The 16610-nt window shown below is 72.1% G+C and carries 14 protein-coding genes; 3 read left to right on the top strand and 11 right to left on the bottom strand.

All coding sequences use genetic code 11. The annotated features are described in order from the left end of the window. The first annotated feature begins 55 nt into the window (after positions 1-55). A complete protein-coding gene (locus tag CWC38_RS07180; protein WP_121846112.1) occupies positions 56-1471 on the top strand; it encodes a uracil-xanthine permease family protein in 1416 nt (471 codons plus the stop codon). 148 nt (positions 1472-1619) lie between these two features. Here CWC38_RS07180 and CWC38_RS07175 read toward each other — a convergent pair whose 3' ends face one another. Both CWC38_RS07175 and CWC38_RS07170 read right to left on the bottom strand, forming a co-directional pair. Further along, entirely contained in the window at positions 1620-2681 is a 1062-nt protein-coding gene (locus CWC38_RS07175; protein ID WP_240625122.1) for an enoyl-CoA hydratase/isomerase family protein, read from the bottom strand. A 92-nt stretch (positions 2682-2773) separates the two neighbouring features. Then, complete coding sequence (locus tag CWC38_RS07170) at positions 2774-4180, bottom strand: TDT family transporter (protein ID WP_240625120.1); 1407 nt, start codon at positions 4178-4180, stop codon at positions 2774-2776. A gap of 72 nt (positions 4181-4252) precedes the next feature. Between CWC38_RS07170 and CWC38_RS07165 the strand changes: the two genes are divergently transcribed. Next, a complete protein-coding gene (locus CWC38_RS07165) occupies positions 4253-5176 on the top strand; it encodes a LysR family transcriptional regulator (protein WP_121846110.1) in 924 nt (307 codons plus the stop codon). 79 nt (positions 5177-5255) lie between these two features. Here the strand turns inward: CWC38_RS07165 and CWC38_RS07160 are convergent, their stop codons facing one another. The 9 genes from CWC38_RS07160 to CWC38_RS07120 all read right to left on the bottom strand — a co-directional run bounded on the left by CWC38_RS07160 (position 5256) and on the right by CWC38_RS07120 (position 14814). Then, a complete protein-coding gene (locus CWC38_RS07160) occupies positions 5256-7313 on the bottom strand; it encodes an ABC transporter ATP-binding protein (RefSeq protein ID WP_121846114.1) in 2058 nt (685 codons plus the stop codon). Further along, positions 7313-8488, bottom strand: coding sequence for an ABC transporter permease (locus CWC38_RS07155; RefSeq protein WP_424321744.1), 1176 nt, complete (start codon positions 8486-8488; stop codon positions 7313-7315). The genes CWC38_RS07160 and CWC38_RS07155 overlap by 1 nt, the downstream gene beginning before the upstream one ends. Continuing rightward, positions 8485-9441: an ABC transporter permease gene (locus tag CWC38_RS07150; RefSeq protein WP_121846109.1), complete on the bottom strand. Its 957-nt coding sequence runs from the start codon at positions 9439-9441 to the stop codon at positions 8485-8487. The genes CWC38_RS07155 and CWC38_RS07150 overlap by 4 nt, the downstream gene beginning before the upstream one ends. A 4-nt stretch (positions 9442-9445) precedes the next feature. Beyond that, on the bottom strand, positions 9446-11092 hold the full coding sequence (locus CWC38_RS07145; protein ID WP_240625119.1) for an ABC transporter substrate-binding protein: 1647 nt from the start codon (positions 11090-11092) through the stop codon (positions 9446-9448). A gap of 108 nt (positions 11093-11200) precedes the next feature. Continuing rightward, positions 11201-11398 (bottom strand): hypothetical protein, encoded by a 198-nt coding sequence (locus CWC38_RS07140; RefSeq protein WP_124106149.1) that lies wholly within the window; start codon positions 11396-11398, stop codon positions 11201-11203. A 133-nt stretch (positions 11399-11531) separates the two neighbouring features. Further along, positions 11532-12422, bottom strand: coding sequence for a glycerophosphodiester phosphodiesterase family protein (locus tag CWC38_RS07135; protein ID WP_121846106.1), 891 nt, complete (start codon positions 12420-12422; stop codon positions 11532-11534). Then, positions 12415-13293: an HAD family hydrolase gene (locus tag CWC38_RS07130; RefSeq protein ID WP_240625117.1), complete on the bottom strand. Its 879-nt coding sequence runs from the start codon at positions 13291-13293 to the stop codon at positions 12415-12417. Before CWC38_RS07130 ends, CWC38_RS07135 begins: the two co-directional genes overlap by 8 nt. 6 nt (positions 13294-13299) lie before the next feature. Continuing rightward, on the bottom strand, positions 13300-13821 hold the full coding sequence (locus CWC38_RS07125; protein WP_121846105.1) for a YbhB/YbcL family Raf kinase inhibitor-like protein: 522 nt from the start codon (positions 13819-13821) through the stop codon (positions 13300-13302). Positions 13822-13881: 60 nt separating this feature from the next. Next, complete coding sequence (locus tag CWC38_RS07120) at positions 13882-14814, bottom strand: carbohydrate kinase family protein (protein ID WP_121846104.1); 933 nt, start codon at positions 14812-14814, stop codon at positions 13882-13884. A gap of 275 nt (positions 14815-15089) precedes the next feature. On the opposite strand from CWC38_RS07120, the gene CWC38_RS07115 reads away from it, so the two are divergent. Continuing rightward, complete coding sequence (locus CWC38_RS07115) at positions 15090-16511, top strand: glyceraldehyde-3-phosphate dehydrogenase (RefSeq protein WP_121846103.1); 1422 nt, start codon at positions 15090-15092, stop codon at positions 16509-16511. Positions 16512-16610 lie beyond the last annotated feature (99 nt).

Here is a 16610-nt window from a genome sequence, read left to right as displayed (position 1 = left end):
GCGCACTAGAATCCTCGGAGCGGCACCCACGGCCCGCCCAGGATGAGGAGCACACATGAGTTCGCCGGTTTCCCCCGACCACACCCCGCCCACGCAGGACGAGCAGCACGGGCCGGGCGCGCAGAACCGGCGCGGCGGCGTCGTCGAACGCCTGGGGCTGTCCTGGACGCTGCACGGGGACGGCAAGCACGTGGCGCCCGGGGACGTGGTGACCCCGCGCGAGCGGCTGGCGTGGCCGCGGACCATCTCGATCGGCGCGCAGCACGTGGTGGCCATGTTCGGCGCCACGTTCCTGGTGCCGCTGCTCACCGGCTTCCCGCCGGCCACCACGCTGTTCTTCTCCGGGATCGGCACCGTGCTGTTCCTGGTGGTCACGGCCGGGAGGGTGCCCAGCTACCTGGGGTCCTCGTTCGCGTTCATCGCCCCGATCACCGCGTCCGTGAATCAGTACGGCCCGGGCGGCGCGCTGGGCGGGGTGATCATGGCCGGGGCCGCGCTGTTCCTGATCGGTCTGCTCGTGCAAGTCGCGGGCACCGGGTGGCTGCAGAAGCTCATGCCGCCCGCGGTGACCGGCACCATCGTGGCACTCATCGGCTTCAACCTGGCGCCGTCCGCCAAGGAGAACTTCACCGCCGCGCCCGTGACCGCGCTGGTCACCCTGGGCTCGATCATCCTGATCTCCGTGCTGTTCCGCGGTCTGCTGGGGCGTCTGTCCATCCTGCTGGGTGTGACCATTGGCTACCTTGCCGCCGTGCTGCGCGGCGAGGTGCAGTTCGACGCCATCCGGACCGCGTGGGAGCAGCAGGGGCTCTTCGGGCTCCCACAGTTCCAGACCCCCGAGTTCCACCTGAGCCTCGCCGGGCTGTTCGTCCCCGTGATCCTGGTGCTCGTGGCGGAGAACATCGGCCACGTGAAGTCCGTGGCCCTGATGACCGGCGACAACCTGGACCCGTACACCGGCCGCGCCATCATGTCCGACGGCCTGGCCACCATGATCGCCGGCGCCGGGGGCGGCTCCGGCACCACCACGTACGCGGAGAACATCGGCGTCATGGCCGCCACCCGGGTCTACTCCACCGCCGCGTACTGGGTGGCCGCCCTCGTGGCCCTGCTGCTGAGCGTCACCCCCGTGTTCGGCGCGGCGGTCGCCACCGTGCCCCAGGGGGTCCTGGGCGGGGCCGCCACCGTGCTCTACGGCATGATCGGCATGCTGGGCGTGCGCATCTGGGTGCAGAACCGCGTGGACTTCTCCAACCCCGTGAACCTCACCACCGCAGCGGTCGCCATGATCGTGGGCATCGGCAACTACACGTGGTCCGTGGCCGGTCTGGACTTCGCGGGCATCGCGCTGGGCACCGCCGCGGCCCTGGTGGTCTACCACCTCATGGCCACCATTGCCCGCGCCCGCGGTTCGGTGGGCTCGGACCCGCTCACCCCGGACACCTCGCAGGGCCCCTCGCCGCTGGGCTGAGCCCGCCCCGGCGGACGACGACGCCGCGCGGTCACCTCCCAGCGCCCCGCCACAGTCTCGCCCCCCGCACGGCACGGCGCCCCGCACACGTTCTCGTGTGCGGGGCGACGGCGTCTGTGGGGATCTGTGGGAGTGGGGGCCTGTCGGATCAGACCCGGAGGGGCAGCTCCGACTTCTCGGACACGAGCGCCCGGATGCGGTCCTGGTCCACCTCCGCCACAGTGGCCGGTTCCCACTGCGGGGTCTTGTCCTTGTCCACCACCATGGCGCGCACGCCCTCGATGAAGTCGTGGCCCACGGCAGTGTCCTCCGCCATGCGCAGCTCGCGCTGAAGGCAGGACACCACGTCGTCGTCCTCGGAACCCTTGTTGAGCAGCTCGAACACGCGGGACAGGGACGTGGGGCTCATGCCGTCCAGGGCGGAACCGGCCCGGGCCACGACCTCCTCGAAGGTGTCCCCGGAGTACGTCTGCACCATCTCGTCCCAGCGGCCCAGCAGCTCGGACTCGGGAGCGTCCTTCCCGAAGCGCTCCACGGCGACGTCCACACCATCGGTCTGCACGGTCTGCACGAAGGCGTCCACGTCCGAGGAGTCGATGAACACGTCCGCCAGGCCCAGGGCCATGGCGTCCGCCCCGGTGATCCGCACACCGCCCAGCCCGAGGTACCGGGCCACGGCGAGGGACTCGCGGCGGGCGGCGTCGTCGTCGATGCTTGCCCCGGCGCCGCGAGTGACGCGCGGCAGGAAGAAGCTGGCCCCCACGTCCGTGAAGAACCCGATCGCGGTCTCCGGCATGGCCATGACCGTGGTCTCCGTGACGATCCGGTGCGAGCCGTGGACCGAGAGCCCCATGCCGCCGCCCATCACGATCCCGTTCATGATGGCCACGTACGGCTTGGGGTAGCGGGCGATCACCGCGTTCATGGCGTACTCGGTGCCGAACGCGTCCCGGATTTCGTCCTCGTGACCCTCCAGCGCGGCGGTGCGCACCTCCTTGATGTCACCGCCCGCACAGAACGCCTTGGGCAGCTCGGAGCGCACGACCACCTCCGTGATGGCGGGATCGTCACGCCACATCTGCAGGGCGTCCACCAGCTGGTGGTACATGCTGCGGTTCAGGGCGTTGAGCGCCTTGTCACGGGTGAGGGTCAGCAGCCCGGTGTGGCCCTGGATCTCCGCACGGACGAACGATTCTTCGGTTGCCTTCATGGGGCCCATGCTAGTCAGCGGGCGCGGGGGATGTCGCGGGCGTCACAGGCGGGCGCGCCCCCGCACCACGCACGCAGCGGTGTGCCGCGCCGTCAGGACGCGGCGCACGCTTCCCCGGGGATCGTGGCCTCCCGCGTGGTGAAGGCCTGGGCCCGCACGGCGCGGACCGTGGCGACGGCGCAGAGGGTCCAGGTGCAGAGCAGGACCAGGCACACGGCGTCGGACGCGAGGCCGAACGCGCGCACCCGCGTGCCGCCCTCCAGCCCGCGCAGCCCCAGGCACACCGTGCCGATGGGGAACGTGAGTGCCCACCAGCCCGGCGAGTAGGGCATGCCGCCACGGAAGCCACGCACCGTCATGGCCGTGGCCCACACGATCAGGGGGATGCCGCACGTGAGCATGGCCATGCCGTAGCCGTTCGCGAGCTGCACGAGCGTGCCCGTGTCCTCGGGGAGCACGAAGCGTTGCGCCTGCACCGCGAGCGCCTGGGCCGCGGCGGTGGACTGGCCCACCACACCGAGCGGGATCCACGCGCTGGTGGAGGCCGCCAGCGGCAGCGGGGCCACGCGCCAGTGGTGGTGGTAGGCCACCGCGAAGACCACGAACCCCAGCACGAGCGCCAGGAAGAAGCACGCCACGGCCACGATCACCAGCAGCAGCTGGGGCTGCCGGGTGGCCAGGTGCGGGACCAGGGCGGCGCCGGTGGTCGCGGAGACCATGGGCGGCACGATGGGCAGTCCCCACGTGGTGGAGGGCGAGCCCACCTCCCGGCCGATCAGCCGCGTGGCGAAACCGAGGGCCGTGAGGACGCCCAGCACGGTGCCCGCGCTCCACAGCACCCCGTCCACGGCCCACGCCGTAGACGCCAGCGCGGGCCAGTGCGCGGGGACCACGGTGGCGGTCGCCGAGCCCAGGGAGAGGACGCCCATGGACACCATGCCCCACGTGGCCAGCACGGGAAGATCGCGGATGGTGTCCGCGAGCACGCCCGGGCGGCGCACGATCCGCAGGCCGAACGCCGCCGTCAGCCCCACGAACACGCACCACCCGACGACCAGCAGCCCGACGGCGAGCCACCGCCCGCCGGGGAGGTCCCCGGCGAGCGTCTGCATCAGGGTCGCCAGGATGCCCGTGCCCATGAGGGAGCCGTACCACTGCGGACCCGGCGGGGGCAGCGGCAGGGAACGGGGTCCCGGAGTTCCGGAAGGCTCGGCACACCCGGCGGACCCGGGGTCACGGGGGACCTCGGCGCCCACGGTGGGTTCCGCGCCCCCAGGGGCCACGGCGGCCTCGGTGGGCCCGGTGGTCCCGGCTGGTTCGGAGATTCCGGAGCCCGTGACGGACGTGGTGGGCTCGGCGATGGCAGAGACCATGACTGGCGTGGCGGGAGCGGTGCGCAGGGCGGGCTTGGCGGGCTCGCGGGCGCCGGAAGACGTGGGAGTGTCGGAGGCCCTGGCGGACCCGACGGACGCGGAGATCGATGCTGCGGGGCGGCTCATGGTCCCAGGATCCCGCGCGTCATCCGCCCGCCGGTAGCCCCCGGTTCCACATGCTGGGTATATCTTGCGGATATGTCTCACTGGCCGGACCTCGCTGCTCTGGAACTCCTTGTGGCCGTCGCGGACCACGGCAGCCTGGCCGCCGGCGCCCGTGCCGTGGAGATGGCGCAGCCCAATGCGAGCCGCTCCATGGCCCGGCTGGAGCGTTCCGTGGGCGTACCTCTGCTGCAGCGCTCCACCCGCGGGTCCACCCTCACCCCGGCCGGGCTGCTCGTCACGGACTGGGCGCGGTCGGTGGTCACGGCGGCACGCCGGCTCGTCGACGGCGCCGCCCTCCTCGGTCAGGACGCGTCCGGGACACTGTCCCTGAGGGTCTCCGCGAGTCAGACCGTGGCGGAGCACCTGCTCCCGCGCTGGCTCGCCGGTGTGCGTTCCGCCTTCCCCGACTCCCGGGTGCAGGTGACCGTGCACAACTCCCACGACGTGGTGCAGGACGTCTTGCACGGCACCGCCGACGTGGGGTTCATCGAGAGCCCCAAGCCGCCCTCCGGGGTGCACCGCGCGGTCGTGGCCCGGGACGAGCTGGTGCTCGTGGTGCACCCGCAGCACCCGTGGGCCGCCCGTCACGATCCGGTGAGCACCGCCGAGCTCGCCGCCACCCCACTCATCACCCGTGAGGCCGGGTCCGGCACCCGCATGGCACTGGACGAGGCCCTGGGCCGGCCCGTGGAGGCTCTGCTCGAGATGCCCAGCAACGCCGCAGTGAGGGTCAGTGTGCAGGCCGGTTCCGCACCGGCGGTGCTCAGCCGGCTCGCGGTGGAGGACGCCCTGGCCGCCGGAACCCTCGTCCAGGTCCCGGCCGTGCTGGACCTGCACCGGAAGCTGCGTGCCGTGTGGATCGGCCCCCGCCGGACGCAGGGCCTCGCGGCGGAACTGATCGCGGAGGCGCAGCGGACGGGCTGCGGGTCCGCACGGGGTCGGCCAGTGGCGCCCTGACCCCTGAGGTGCAGAACTGCCCACGCCCGGGCCCCACGGACCGTCAGAACCTCTCCTCACACACGGTCCGCGAACCGGCTCAGCCCGCCTCCTCCAGCGTGGGCACGTGGCGCAGCAGGGACCGCGTGTAGCCGTGCCGGGGGTTGCGCAGCACGGCGTCCGTGGGGCCGTACTCCACGAGCTTGCCCTTCTCCAGCACGGCCAGCTTGTGCGAGATGTGCCGGGCGAGCGCGATGTTGTGGGTCACGAACAGCATGGCCAGCCCGCGCTCGTGCTGCAGCTCCCGCAGCAGCTCGATCACGGAGGCCTGCACGGACACGTCCAGCGCCGAAGTGATCTCGTCGCACACCAGCACGGACGGCGCGTTCACGAGGGCGCGCGCCACCGCGGCACGCTGGCGCTCGCCACCGGAGAGCTCGCCGGGCCGCCGGTCGATGTAGCTGCGCCCGAGCCGCACCGCGTCCAACGCGTCCGCCACGGCCGCCCGCCGCTGCTCCCGGTTCATGCCGCCGGTCATCTGCAGCGGCACCTGCAGGGAGTCGCCGATAGTGCGGCGCGGGTTCAGGGAGGAGAACGGGGACTGGAACACGTACTGGATCCGCCGCCGCTGCTCGGTGGTCCGCCGCCGCGTGCTGGGCGCGAGCACCTGTCCGTCCAGCAGCACCTCGCCGGTGTAGCCCGCGTTGAGCCCGGCCACGATGCGGGAGAGGGTGGTCTTCCCGGACCCGGACTCCCCCAGCAGCATGGTGGTCTGCCCGGCCGCGAGGTCCAGGTCGATCCCGTCCAGGATCACCGCCGGCCCGTACGCCATCCGCAGTCCCCGCACGCTCACCACGGGATGGTTCCCACCCCGGGACCCGACGACGCCGTCCGCGTTCCCACCGGGCGTCGCAGCACCCGTGGCGGGGCCGTCACCGGCGGTGGTCCCCGCTCTGCCGTCGACAGCCGGCGCCGGACGTTCCTCGACGCCGTGCCCTCCGGCGTCCGTACCGGCAGCCGCCGCGGTGGAGCCCTGCGCACCGGTGCTCGGCGGCTGATCCCCGCCTGTCCCCGGCTCCGGGGTTCCCGGCTCGGCCGACGTGCCCCAAGACCGGGCCGCGCCCGCACCATCGACGTGCGGTGCGGCGTCGTCGGCCACGACGGACGGGGCGACCGGGGCGGTGTGCTCCTGCGACGCGAAGGAGGCGGTGGAGCGGCCGTCGTCCCACGGGGCGCGGATCCCCGGCTCGGGGCTGACCGCGGGACCGCCGCCCATGTCCCGCGCGCCGCGCATGTCCGGGACGGCGTCCAGCAGGGCGCGCGTGTAGGGGTGCTCGGGGTTCCGGAGCACCTCCTCGGCCGGGCCGTCCTCCACGATGGCGCCGTGGAGCATGACCGCCACGTCGTCCGCGATGCGCGCGACCACGGCGAGGTCGTGGGTGATGTAGAGCCCCGCGACGTCGTGCTTGGTGGTCAGCTGGTAGATGGTCTTGAGCACGAGGTCCTGGGTGGCCACGTCCAGGCCCGTGGTGGGCTCGTCCAGGATGATCACCGCGGGCCGGCACGCGAACGCCATGGCGATGCCGATGCGCTGCTGCTGGCCGCCCGAGAGCTGGTGCGGGAAGCGCCTCTGGTACGCGCGGTCGCTCGGCAGCCCCACCTCGGAGAGCACCTCCGCCACGCGCAGGTCCCGCTCGCGCGCGTTGCGGCCGAACTCGTGGGCCCGCAGCACCTCGGCGATCTGCTCGCCCACGCGCAGGGACCCGTTGAGCGAGAGGGCCGGGTCCTGGGGCACGTACGCGATGGTCCCGCCCCGCAGCCGGCGCATCTTCCTCTCCGACAGGGTGAGCAGGTCCACGGCGTTGCGGTGGAAGCGGGATGCGCCCTCCTGCAGCTCCACGGTGCCGCCGCGCAGCTCCAGCCCGGCGCGCAAATGGTTCATGCACGCGAGCGCCGCGGTGGTCTTGCCGGAGCCGGACTCCCCCACGAGCGCGAGGATGCGCCCGGGGCGCAGCCGGAAGCTCACGTCGTCCAGGATGAGCCCGCCGCCCGTCACCCCCACGTCCAGGTGGGACACCGTGATGGCGGTGTCCACGGTGGCGCGGGGCACCACGGTCCCGCGGGCCTTCTCCCGGGCCTTCTGCTCGGACCTTCTCATCACAGCTGCCCCTCCACGTTCTTCTCTGCCCGGCCGACGACGCCCGCAGCACCCTGCGGACCCGCGTCACCTCCGCGGCCGCCCGGGTTCCCGGCCCCGGCCGGAGAGCTGCCCTGCCCGGTCCCCCGGACCCCCCGGGTTCCTGCGGGCGCAGCGGAGTTCTTGGACTTCACGGTCTGCACCCGGCCCGCGGAGGCACCGGCCACGGCGTCCGCGATCAGGTTGGTACCCACGGTGAGCACGGCGATCGCGATCACCGGCAGCAGCACGCCCCACGGCTGCAGGGCCAGCGCAATGCGGTTCTCGTTGATCATCAGGCCCCAGTCCGGGGTGGGGGGCTGCATGCCCAGGCCCAGGAAGGACAGGGACGCCACGGCGCCGATCGAGTAGGTCAGGCGCAGCCCCACCTCCACCATGAGCGGTCCCATGACGTTGGGGACCACGTCCCGCACCAGGATCTTCCACGGGGGCACGGCATACATCTGGGAGGCCAGCACGTAGTCCTCCGCGACCACCGCGGAGGTCGCGGAGCGGATCACGCGGGCCACGCGCGGGGCGTGTGTGATGCCGATGACCAGCACGAGCACCCACCCCTGAGGGCCGAGCACCGTGACGGCCAGCAGCGCGAACACGAGCTGCGGGATGGCGAGCAGCACGTCACCGCCGCGCATGATGAGGGCGTCCAGCCAGCCCTTGCGGAACGCGGCGAGCATGCCCAGGGCCGCACCGATCCCCACACCCACCACGGTGGCGAGCGCCGAGTACAGCAGCAGCCGCCAGCCGCCCTCCAGGAAGCGGGAGAGCACGTCACGGCCCAGGTTGTCCGTGCCGAACACCCCGGTCTGGAACGGCTTGCCCGCGAACGAGTTGGGCCCGTGGCCGGTCCACGCGGGCACCACGAACGGCCCGAGCACGGCCAGCAGCAGCACGAGCCCCGTGAGCACGAGACCCAGCTTCGCGGCGGGCTGCGTGAGCACGCGCCGCGCGAAGGACGCGGGCCGGGCGTCCCCGCGGGACTCGGAGTGCCCGAAGTCCTGGGGTGCCGGGGCGTCCGCGCCACCGCGGCGGTGCGCCTCGGAGGCGGGGTCGGCACCCGCTGCCACGGCGACGTCGCCCGCGGCCGCGGTGCCGCCGGTCTCCTGGGGCGGGGGTCCCGCCGGGTTCTGCGCGCTCATGAGCGGGACTCCGTCCGCAGCTTGGGGTTGGCAAGGATTCCGATCACGTCCGCGATCAGGTTCACGACCACGTAGAACGCGGCGATGATCATGGACAGCGCCTGGACCACCTGGACGTCACGGTTGTTCACCGCGTCCACCATGGCCTGACCGAGGCCGGGGTAGCGGAAGAGGAACTCCACCACCACGATGCCGCCGGCGAGCCACGCCAGCTGCATGGCCACCACCTGGGCCACGGGTCCGATGGCGTGGGGCAGCGCGTGCTTGAAGATCACCTGACGCTCGGGCAGCCCCTTGAGCCGGGCCATCTCCACGTATCCGGAGTCCAGCACGTCGATCATGGTGGTCCGCGTCATGCGGATCATGTAGGGCACCACCACGAGCACCAGCGTGAGGGACGGCAGGATCAGCTGCAGCGGGTAGTCCCACACCTGCATGCCGGGGGCCGCCATGGTCACCGAGGGCAGCAGCTGGAACACCGTGGTGGACAGCAGCGTGGTGAGCACCACGCCGATCACGAACTCGGGCAGGGCCGCGAGCACCAGGGAGAAGCCCGTGAGCACCTGGTCCGAGGCCCGGCCGCGGCGCATCGCGGACCAGGTCCCGAGCAGCAGCCCCACGGGAATGGCGATCACCGCCGCGATCACCATGAGCACCATGGACGCGGAGACCTTGCTGGCCAGCAGCGCGTTCACGGAACCGCCCGTGGCGGCGGAGGTGCCCAGGTCCCCGGTGAACAGCCCGCCGAGCCAGGAGAAGTAGCGGACGTACCAGGGATCGTTGAGCTGCAGCTGCTCCCGCAGCGCCTCGAGCCGCTCCGGGGTGGCCTGCTGGCCGAGGATCGCCTGGGCCGGGTCCCCGGGGAGCAGGAGGGTGAAGACGAACACGAGCAGGGACACGGCCAGCAGCACGAGGACCGAGACGGCCAGCCGCTTGAGGATCATGGCGGTCACGCGATCACTTCCCTTCCTGGGCGAGCCACAGCGAGCGCAGCTGGAAACCGCTCACGGGCATTCCCGAGCGGTGCTTGAACGCACCGCCCACGTACTTCTGGTAGGCGTCCGCCTGGTCGAAGAACCCCCAGGCGATGTACCCGCCGCGCTCGTGCATGATCTGCTGCGCCTGGGCCACCACCTTGTTGCGTTTGCCCGGGTCCAGGGTGGCGCGGGCCTTCTTGTAGAGCGCCAGGAACTCCGGGTCCGCCCAGTGGGTCTCGTTGAACGGGGCCTTCGGCAGGGAACCCTGCGCGCTCTGCGGGAGGAAGCTGCGGGTGTACCAGAAGTCCTGCGCGAAGGGGTACTTGAGGTAGCCGTCCCCGAAGAACGTGGTGGCGTCCACGCGGCGCAGCTTCACGGTGATCCCGGCCTCGGACGCCTGCTCCGCGAAGACCTGGGCGGCCTCCACGGCGCCGGTCTGGATGGGAGCGGTCACGAGCTCCACCTCGAGCCCGTCCGGGTGCCCGGCCTCGGCCAGCAGCTTCTTGGCCCGGGCGATGTCCCGGGTGCGCTGGGGCAGCTGGGGCGTTCCGGGGTCGAAGGGCGCGTACATGTCGTTGCCCACGGTGCCGTGGCCGGAGAACACCTGCTCCACCATCCGCTCCCGGTCCACCACGAGCCGGAACGCCTGCCGCACCCGGGCGTCGTCGAACGGGGCGGTGTCCACGCGCATGGTGAACGGCAGCCAGTTGCCGGTCTGGGAGACCACGGTGTGCATGCGGGGGTCCGTGTTCACCACGTCGATCATGGCGAGCGGCAGCTGGCCCGCGACGTCCACCTGGGTGGAGAGCAGCGCGTTCACGAGCGCGTCCTGGTCGTTGAAGTTCAGCAGGTGGACCTCGTCCAGGTGCGGCTTCTCGCCCCAGTAGTCCGGATTGGCCTTCATCACGGTGAGCTGGCCCGGCTCGAAGGAGCCGAAACGGAACGGGCCGGTGCCCACGGGATTCTTGGGGTCGTAGTCCGTGGGCACGATCCCCATGGAGTTCTGCGCGGTGGAGTCCACGAACATGGCGTCCGGCTCCTCCAGCTCGAAGCGCACCGTGTGCTCGTCCACGGCCACGGAGCGCTTGAGCAGCGCCAGCCCGGCAGCCCCGGTCTTGGGGTCCTTCGGATCGGTGACGCGCCGGAACGTGTGGACGACCTCCCGCGAGGTCAGCGGACGCCCGTCGTGGAACGTCACACCCTTGCGCAGCCGGAAGACCCACGCCCTGCCGCCGTCCTCGGACTTCACCGACTCCGCGAGCCCCGGAATCAGCTTGTACTCGGGGTCGAACTCGTAGAGGCGGTCGTACAGGTTCATCACGCGCCCGCCGTCCGCGGTGCCCACCGGGGCGTTGGCATCCATGGTGTCGGAGGCGCCGCCACCCGTGGTGCCGATCCGCAGGATCCCGCCCTGCTGGGGTTCGCCCGTGGCCTCCACGGTGACCTGCCCGGGCTGCGCTCCCCCGCCGCAGCCCGCCAGCGCCAACGACGCCGCCGCGGCGCCCAGTCCCATGAAGCCGCGACGGCTGAACGGGGTGCGGCTCGGCGCGGCAAGCGGGAGGTCGGAGCCGGCCCGTGGGGCGCTGGGCCCCTCGGGTGACCGGGTGGACGGTGGCACAGGATTCATGGTTCCTCGCAGGCAGGATGGTCGCGGGCATGACGAACGGCGGAAGGGTGTCATGGGACGCCCGGTACCGGGCGCAGGGGCGCGGGCAGCGGGGCGGCGTGAGCCCGGCTACGGAATCTTGCCGAGACGCGCGGCCACCACGCGGTGGCCCCTCATGGGAACCTGGGCGGTGAGGCGGCGGTGGTAGATCGCGGACCGCGGAACCGGGTCACCGCTGCGCGCGGCGCGGACCCAGCCGGGACCCGTCGGTTCGGCGGGGATCCGGCAGTACGCGGCCCCGGCGGCGAGGGCAGGGGTGCGGAGCATGCAGTGCACACGACCTCCTGGGCTCGTCACGACGAGATGGACACCGGGAGGGTGAGCCGGAGGTCACCCGTGGCCCCGATCACCCCCAACGTACCCCGATCCGGGCCACAGGTGGGGGAAGGGCACGGCGCGGTCAGTCCTGCCGGTCCGGCGGCCACTGCTCCCGCGCCACCAGGACGTCCTTGAGCAGGTCCGCGCGGTCCGTGATGAGCCCGTCCACGCCCATGTCCAGGAGCCGGTGCATGTCCGCGGGGTCGTTGACGGTCCACACCTGCACGGACAGGCCCTCCCGGTGGGCGAGCCCCAGGAACCGCGGGGACACCACCCGCACGGTGACCCGGCGGCCCAGGGGCAGCCGCAGCACGTGGGTCTCGGGCAGCTGGAGGGTGTCGAACGGGACCACCACGCGGGACCAAGCCATCTTGTGGGCGTGCCACAGCACGGACGCGATCCTCGGGGACACCCGGTCCGTCAGGGGCGCCACCGCGGACACCGCGAGGAAGCCCACGGTTCCCAGCATCCCCGCGGAGGTGCGCACGCGCCGCCCGGTGAGCCGGGAGACCGTGGCGAGCGTGCGGCGTCGTCGGGAGTCGGAGAAGGAGGTCACGCGCACCCGGTCCGCGGCGTGCTCATCCGCGACCACGCGCGGGAGCGCCGCCACCGAGGCTTCGTCCTTGACGTCGATGTTCAGACGCGCGTGCGGCAGCTCTCGCAGCAGCTCGGCGAGCGTGGGGATGCCGTGTTCGCCGCCGATGCTCAGCGCCCGCAGCTGCACCCACGTGAGGTCGTTGACGTTGCCGCTCTCGCCCGTGACGCGCTCCAGGGAGGGGTCGTGGAACGCGACCACCACGCCGTCGCGGGTGGTGTGCACGTCCGTCTCCAGCCACACGAAGCCGAGGTCCGCGGCGGCACGGAAAGCGGCCATGGTGTTCTCGTGGCCGTCCGGGGAGAAGCCGCGGTGTGCGAGCGCCGCGGGGTGACGGTCCGAACCGCGTCCGGGAGCTGCCGACGGTTTCTCAGACATGGTCGTCCTTCCCTGTGGTTCCCGCTGCCGCGGGGTGCTCCCGGGCCAGGTACTCCTCGAGCACCTGCGCCACCCCGTCCGCCGTGAACGGTGGCGCGGTGCGCGCCACGGCGGCCACGACCTCCGGGTGGCCGTCGGCCATGGCGTAGCCCCGCCCGGCCCACGCGAGCATCTCGAGGTCGTTGGGCATGTCCCCGAAGGCCATGACCTCCTCCCGCGCAATGCCCAGCTCCGCTGCGTAGCGCTCCAGGGTGCGGGCCTTGGTGAGTCCGCGCTGGCCCATCTCCACCAGGGGTGCGGCCGCCACCGAGTGGGTCACGGCGAGCCGCCCGGCCACGATCTCCCGGACGCGCCGGACGTAGTGCTCCGGCTCGGCGCCGTCGAGCTTGGCGAGCAGCTTGACCACTCCGGCGCCCGGGGTGAGGCTGTCCGCGAGCGGGCCCTCCCGGACGTCCGCCACCTCCATGCGGTCCGTGCGGGACCAGCCGTGGTCCGTGTGCACGGCGTCCAGGGTCTCCGCGGCGAACAGGGAGTCCGGGAACGCGCGCCGCACGTCTTCGATCACCGGCAGCGCCTCGTGCACGCCGAACACGCTGGACCCGAGCACCCGCTGCCGTCCGGGATCCCAGATCACGGCCCCGTTGGAGCAGATGACCACCCCCACGTCGTCGAGCTGCTCGTGCAGGGGGTGCAGCCAGCGCTTGGGGCGCCCGGTCACGAACACCACCTGGATCCCGGCGTCCTGCGCTGCGGCGAGGGCCTCCAGCGTGCGCGGGCGGAACCGGAAGTCGTGGCCGAGGACCGTGCCGTCCAGGTCGCTCGCGAGCAGCCGGACGGGCGGCAGGTCCCCGGCCCCGGGGTGTTCGGGCACAGCCGCCTACTTCGCTTCGTAGACGGGCGTGAGGAACGCGCGGCCCAGGGCGTGCGAGAACAGGTTGAAGTTCACCACGGCGGGGCTCGCGGACTCGTCCACCTCCAGCGCGGGAACGTCCACGGCGGTCACGCAGATGATGTACCGGTGCGGACCGTGGCCCTCGGGCGGGGCGGCACCCAGGTAATCGTCCGTGCCGCCGTCGTTGCGGTGGCGCACCGATCCCCGCGGCGGGTTCGACGCCGCCCCGGTCGCCAGTTCGCTCGCGTCACCCGGGATGTTGGACAGGCACCAGTGCCAGAAGCCACTGGGGGTGGGGGCGTCCGGGTCGAACATGGTCACCACGTAGGACTGCGTGCCCTCCGGGGCGCCGCTCCAGGACAGCTGCGGGGAGACGTCCTCTCCCCCGGCGCCCATCACACCGGAGAGCTGCGGGGTCTTCATGGTCTCGCCCTCGGCCACGTCCGTGGAGGTCACGGTGAAGGTGGGCAGCTCGGGGAGGTCTGCGTAGGGATGGCGGTCGTACATGACGGTGTTCCTCTCGTCTCGCTCGGTGGGGCTCACTCGGTGGTACTGGCTCGGTGGGGCTCAGCCGCCCGGCGGCAGGTCCTCGCGCGTGGGCAGCTGCGCACCGGAACGGGACACGGTCACTCCCGCGGCCGCGGCGGCCCAGCGCAGCAGGTCCGTGACCTCCCCCGCGGAGAGCTGCTCCAGGGACGACGCCGCGGACGCCCCCAGGATCTCCCGGTCCGCGAGTCCGGACAGCAGCGCGGCCATGAAGGAGTCCCCCGCGCCCACGGTGTCCGCCACGGTCACCTGTGCCGCCGGAACGGACACACCGTCCTCCCCCGTGCCGCGGCTGAGCGCCCAGGGGCCCAGCGAGCCGCGGGTCACCACCACGAGGCGCGCACCCGCGGCGAGCCACGCCCGCGCGGAGTCCTCGACGCTGCGGTGCGGGTAGAGCCACAGCAGGTCCTCGTCCGAGGCCTTGACCACGTGGGAGACCGCCACGATCTGCTCGGCACGCGCCCGGGCCTCCGAGGAGTCCGGGATGATCGAGGGCCGGCAGTTGGGGTCGTAGGAGATCAGCGCGTGCCGGTGGGCGCGCTCCAGCGCCTGCCGCACCACGCCCGCACCGGGTTCGAGCATCGCGCCGATGGACCCCACGTGCAGCAGCTCGGTGTCCGCGAGCAGCTCGTCGATCCGGGCCGGGGAGACGTCCAGGGACCAGTCCAGCTGGAAGTCGTAGCTGGCGGAGCCGTGCTCGTCCAGGGTGGCCCGGGCCACGGAGGTGGGGCGCTCGTCCGCCTCGAAGGGCAGCTGCACGCCGTTCTCCCGCAGGTGCTCCACCACCTGGCGGCCGTACTCGTCCTGCCCGTAGCGGCCCATGAACTGGACCTCCTGGCCCAGCCGGGCCAGGCCCACGGCCACGTTCATGGGGCTGCCGCCCACGTGCGCACGGGGTGCCTCGCCGCCGCGGGACACCACGTCCACGAGGGCTTCACCGATCACGGTCAACATGGCTCCACGGTAGCAAAGGGGCCCGTTCCGCTCCCCGGCACGACGCCGCCGGACCGGGACCCGCACGGACGGGACAGGGCCGGGTTCCACACGAACGGGGCGGGGCGCCGCGGCGTCGTCATCCACCGCCACGGACGGGGACGGTTCGTGCGGACCCGTAAACTTGCCTCGACGAGCAGCGCCGCTCCGCGGGGCGCGCCACCACGCCAGTCCGCGCACCGTCGCGCGAGACCCCAACACGGCCCTCACGACGACGTCCGGGCCGAGGAAGAAGGATGCTCATGAGCGCCACCTGGTCAGAACGAGAAGGTTACGCCGAGCAGCTGGTCCCCCTGGTGGGCCGGCTGCACCGCGAGAACAAGGTGGTCACCACCGCCTTCGGCCGTTCCCTGGTGCATAAGTCCGTCACGGACATCATCAAGGTCCACCGCTTCACCCGCCGCATCCTGGGCGAGGAGCTGCCCCTGGAGAAGACCGTGGAGATCGTCACGGCCCTGGGGGACCTCAACCTGGGCGCGTGCAACGTGGACGTGGCCAAGCTCTACCAGGGCTTCACCGGGTCCGGCGGCACGGACCTGCACGCCTACCTGCGCGAGGCCCTGGCCCCGGCCGTGGACCAGCACGGCAACAACGAGGCCGAGTCCCGCGACGTGGTGCTCTACGGCTTCGGGCGCATCGGGCGCCTGCTCGCGCGCATCCTGCTCAACCGCAACGACGGCACCGGACTCAACCTGCGCGCCGTGGTGGTGCGCAAGAAGCCCGGCAACGACCTCGTCAAGCGCGCGTCCCTGCTGCGGCGCGACTCCGTGCACGGCTCCTTCGACGGCACCATCACGGTGGACGAGGAGAAGAACGTGATCACGGCCAACGGCGTGCCGATCCAGTTCATCTACGCGAACTCCCCCGAGGAGATCGACTACACCGAGTACGGGATCCACGACGCCCTGGTGGTGGACAACACTGGCGTGTGGCGCGACGAGGAGGGCCTGTCCCAGCACCTTCGCTCCAAGGGTGTGGGCAAGGTGCTGCTCACCGCTCCCGGCAAGGGCGAGATGAAGAACATCGTGTGCGGCGTGAACGACCAGGACATCAGCCCGCAGGACACAATCATCTCCGCGGCCTCCTGCACCACGAACGCCATCACCCCGGTGATCAAGGTGCTGGACGACGAGTACGGGATCGTGCAGGGCCACGTGGAGACCGTGCACTCCTACACGAACGACCAGAACCTGATCGACAACTGGCACAAGGGCGACCGCCGCGGCCGCTCCGCCGCGCTGAACATGGTCATCACGGAGACCGGTGCCGCCAAGGCCGTGGCCAAGGCACTGCCCGTGATGAAGGGCAAGCTCACCGGCAACGCCATCCGCGTGCCCACCCCGGACGTGTCCATGGCCATCCTGAACCTGCAGCTCGAGAACGCCCCCGAGTCCAAGGACCAGGTCAACACGTTCCTGAAGGACATCTCGCTGAACTCGCCGCTGCGCAAGCAGATCGACTACGTGGACTCCCCGGACGTGGTCTCCACGGACCTCGTGGGCTCGCGCCGTGCGGGCGTGGTGGACGGGCTCGCGACCATCGTGAACAACAAGTCCCTGGTGCTCTACGTCTGGTACGACAACGAGTTCGGCTACTCGTGCCAGGTGGTGCGCGTGATGGCCCGCATGGCGGACATCTCCATGCTGCAGCTGCCGTAGCCCTCTGCCCCACCTTCGGGAGCCTGCCGCCCTTCCCGGGCCGGGCTCCTGACCGGGCGACGACGCCGCCCGGTGGCCTTCTGCGCGAAGGTCGCCGGG

This window comes from Kocuria tytonicola, from assembly GCF_003687455.1.
GTDB lineage: Bacteria > Actinomycetota > Actinomycetes > Actinomycetales > Micrococcaceae > Kocuria > Kocuria tytonicola.
The sequence above is the reverse complement of the archived record's forward strand: the minus strand, read 5'-3'. Positions and strand labels throughout refer to the sequence as shown.

Excerpts from the sequence above, each read along its gene's own strand:
- CWC38_RS07170 (WP_240625120.1), bottom strand. The coding sequence starts at position 4,180 with ATGAGCCGCCCCGCAGCATCGATCTCCGCGTCCGTCGGGTCCGCCAGG.
- CWC38_RS07125 (WP_121846105.1), bottom strand. The coding sequence starts at position 13,821 with ATGTACGACCGCCATCCCTACGCAGACCTCCCCGAGCTGCCCACCTTC.
- CWC38_RS07180 (WP_121846112.1), top strand. The coding sequence starts at position 56 with ATGAGTTCGCCGGTTTCCCCCGACCACACCCCGCCCACGCAGGACGAG.
- CWC38_RS07135 (WP_121846106.1), bottom strand. The coding sequence starts at position 12,422 with ATGTCTGAGAAACCGTCGGCAGCTCCCGGACGCGGTTCGGACCGTCAC.
- CWC38_RS07145 (WP_240625119.1), bottom strand. The coding sequence starts at position 11,092 with ATGAATCCTGTGCCACCGTCCACCCGGTCACCCGAGGGGCCCAGCGCC.
- CWC38_RS07115 (WP_121846103.1), top strand. The coding sequence starts at position 15,090 with ATGCTCATGAGCGCCACCTGGTCAGAACGAGAAGGTTACGCCGAGCAG.
- CWC38_RS07165 (WP_121846110.1), top strand. The coding sequence starts at position 4,253 with ATGTCTCACTGGCCGGACCTCGCTGCTCTGGAACTCCTTGTGGCCGTC.
- CWC38_RS07120 (WP_121846104.1), bottom strand. The coding sequence starts at position 14,814 with ATGTTGACCGTGATCGGTGAAGCCCTCGTGGACGTGGTGTCCCGCGGC.
- CWC38_RS07140 (WP_124106149.1), bottom strand. The coding sequence starts at position 11,398 with ATGCTCCGCACCCCTGCCCTCGCCGCCGGGGCCGCGTACTGCCGGATC.
- CWC38_RS07175 (WP_240625122.1), bottom strand. The coding sequence starts at position 2,681 with ATGAAGGCAACCGAAGAATCGTTCGTCCGTGCGGAGATCCAGGGCCAC.
- CWC38_RS07160 (WP_121846114.1), bottom strand. The coding sequence starts at position 7,313 with ATGAGAAGGTCCGAGCAGAAGGCCCGGGAGAAGGCCCGCGGGACCGTG.
- CWC38_RS07155 (WP_424321744.1), bottom strand. The coding sequence starts at position 8,488 with ATGAGCGCGCAGAACCCGGCGGGACCCCCGCCCCAGGAGACCGGCGGC.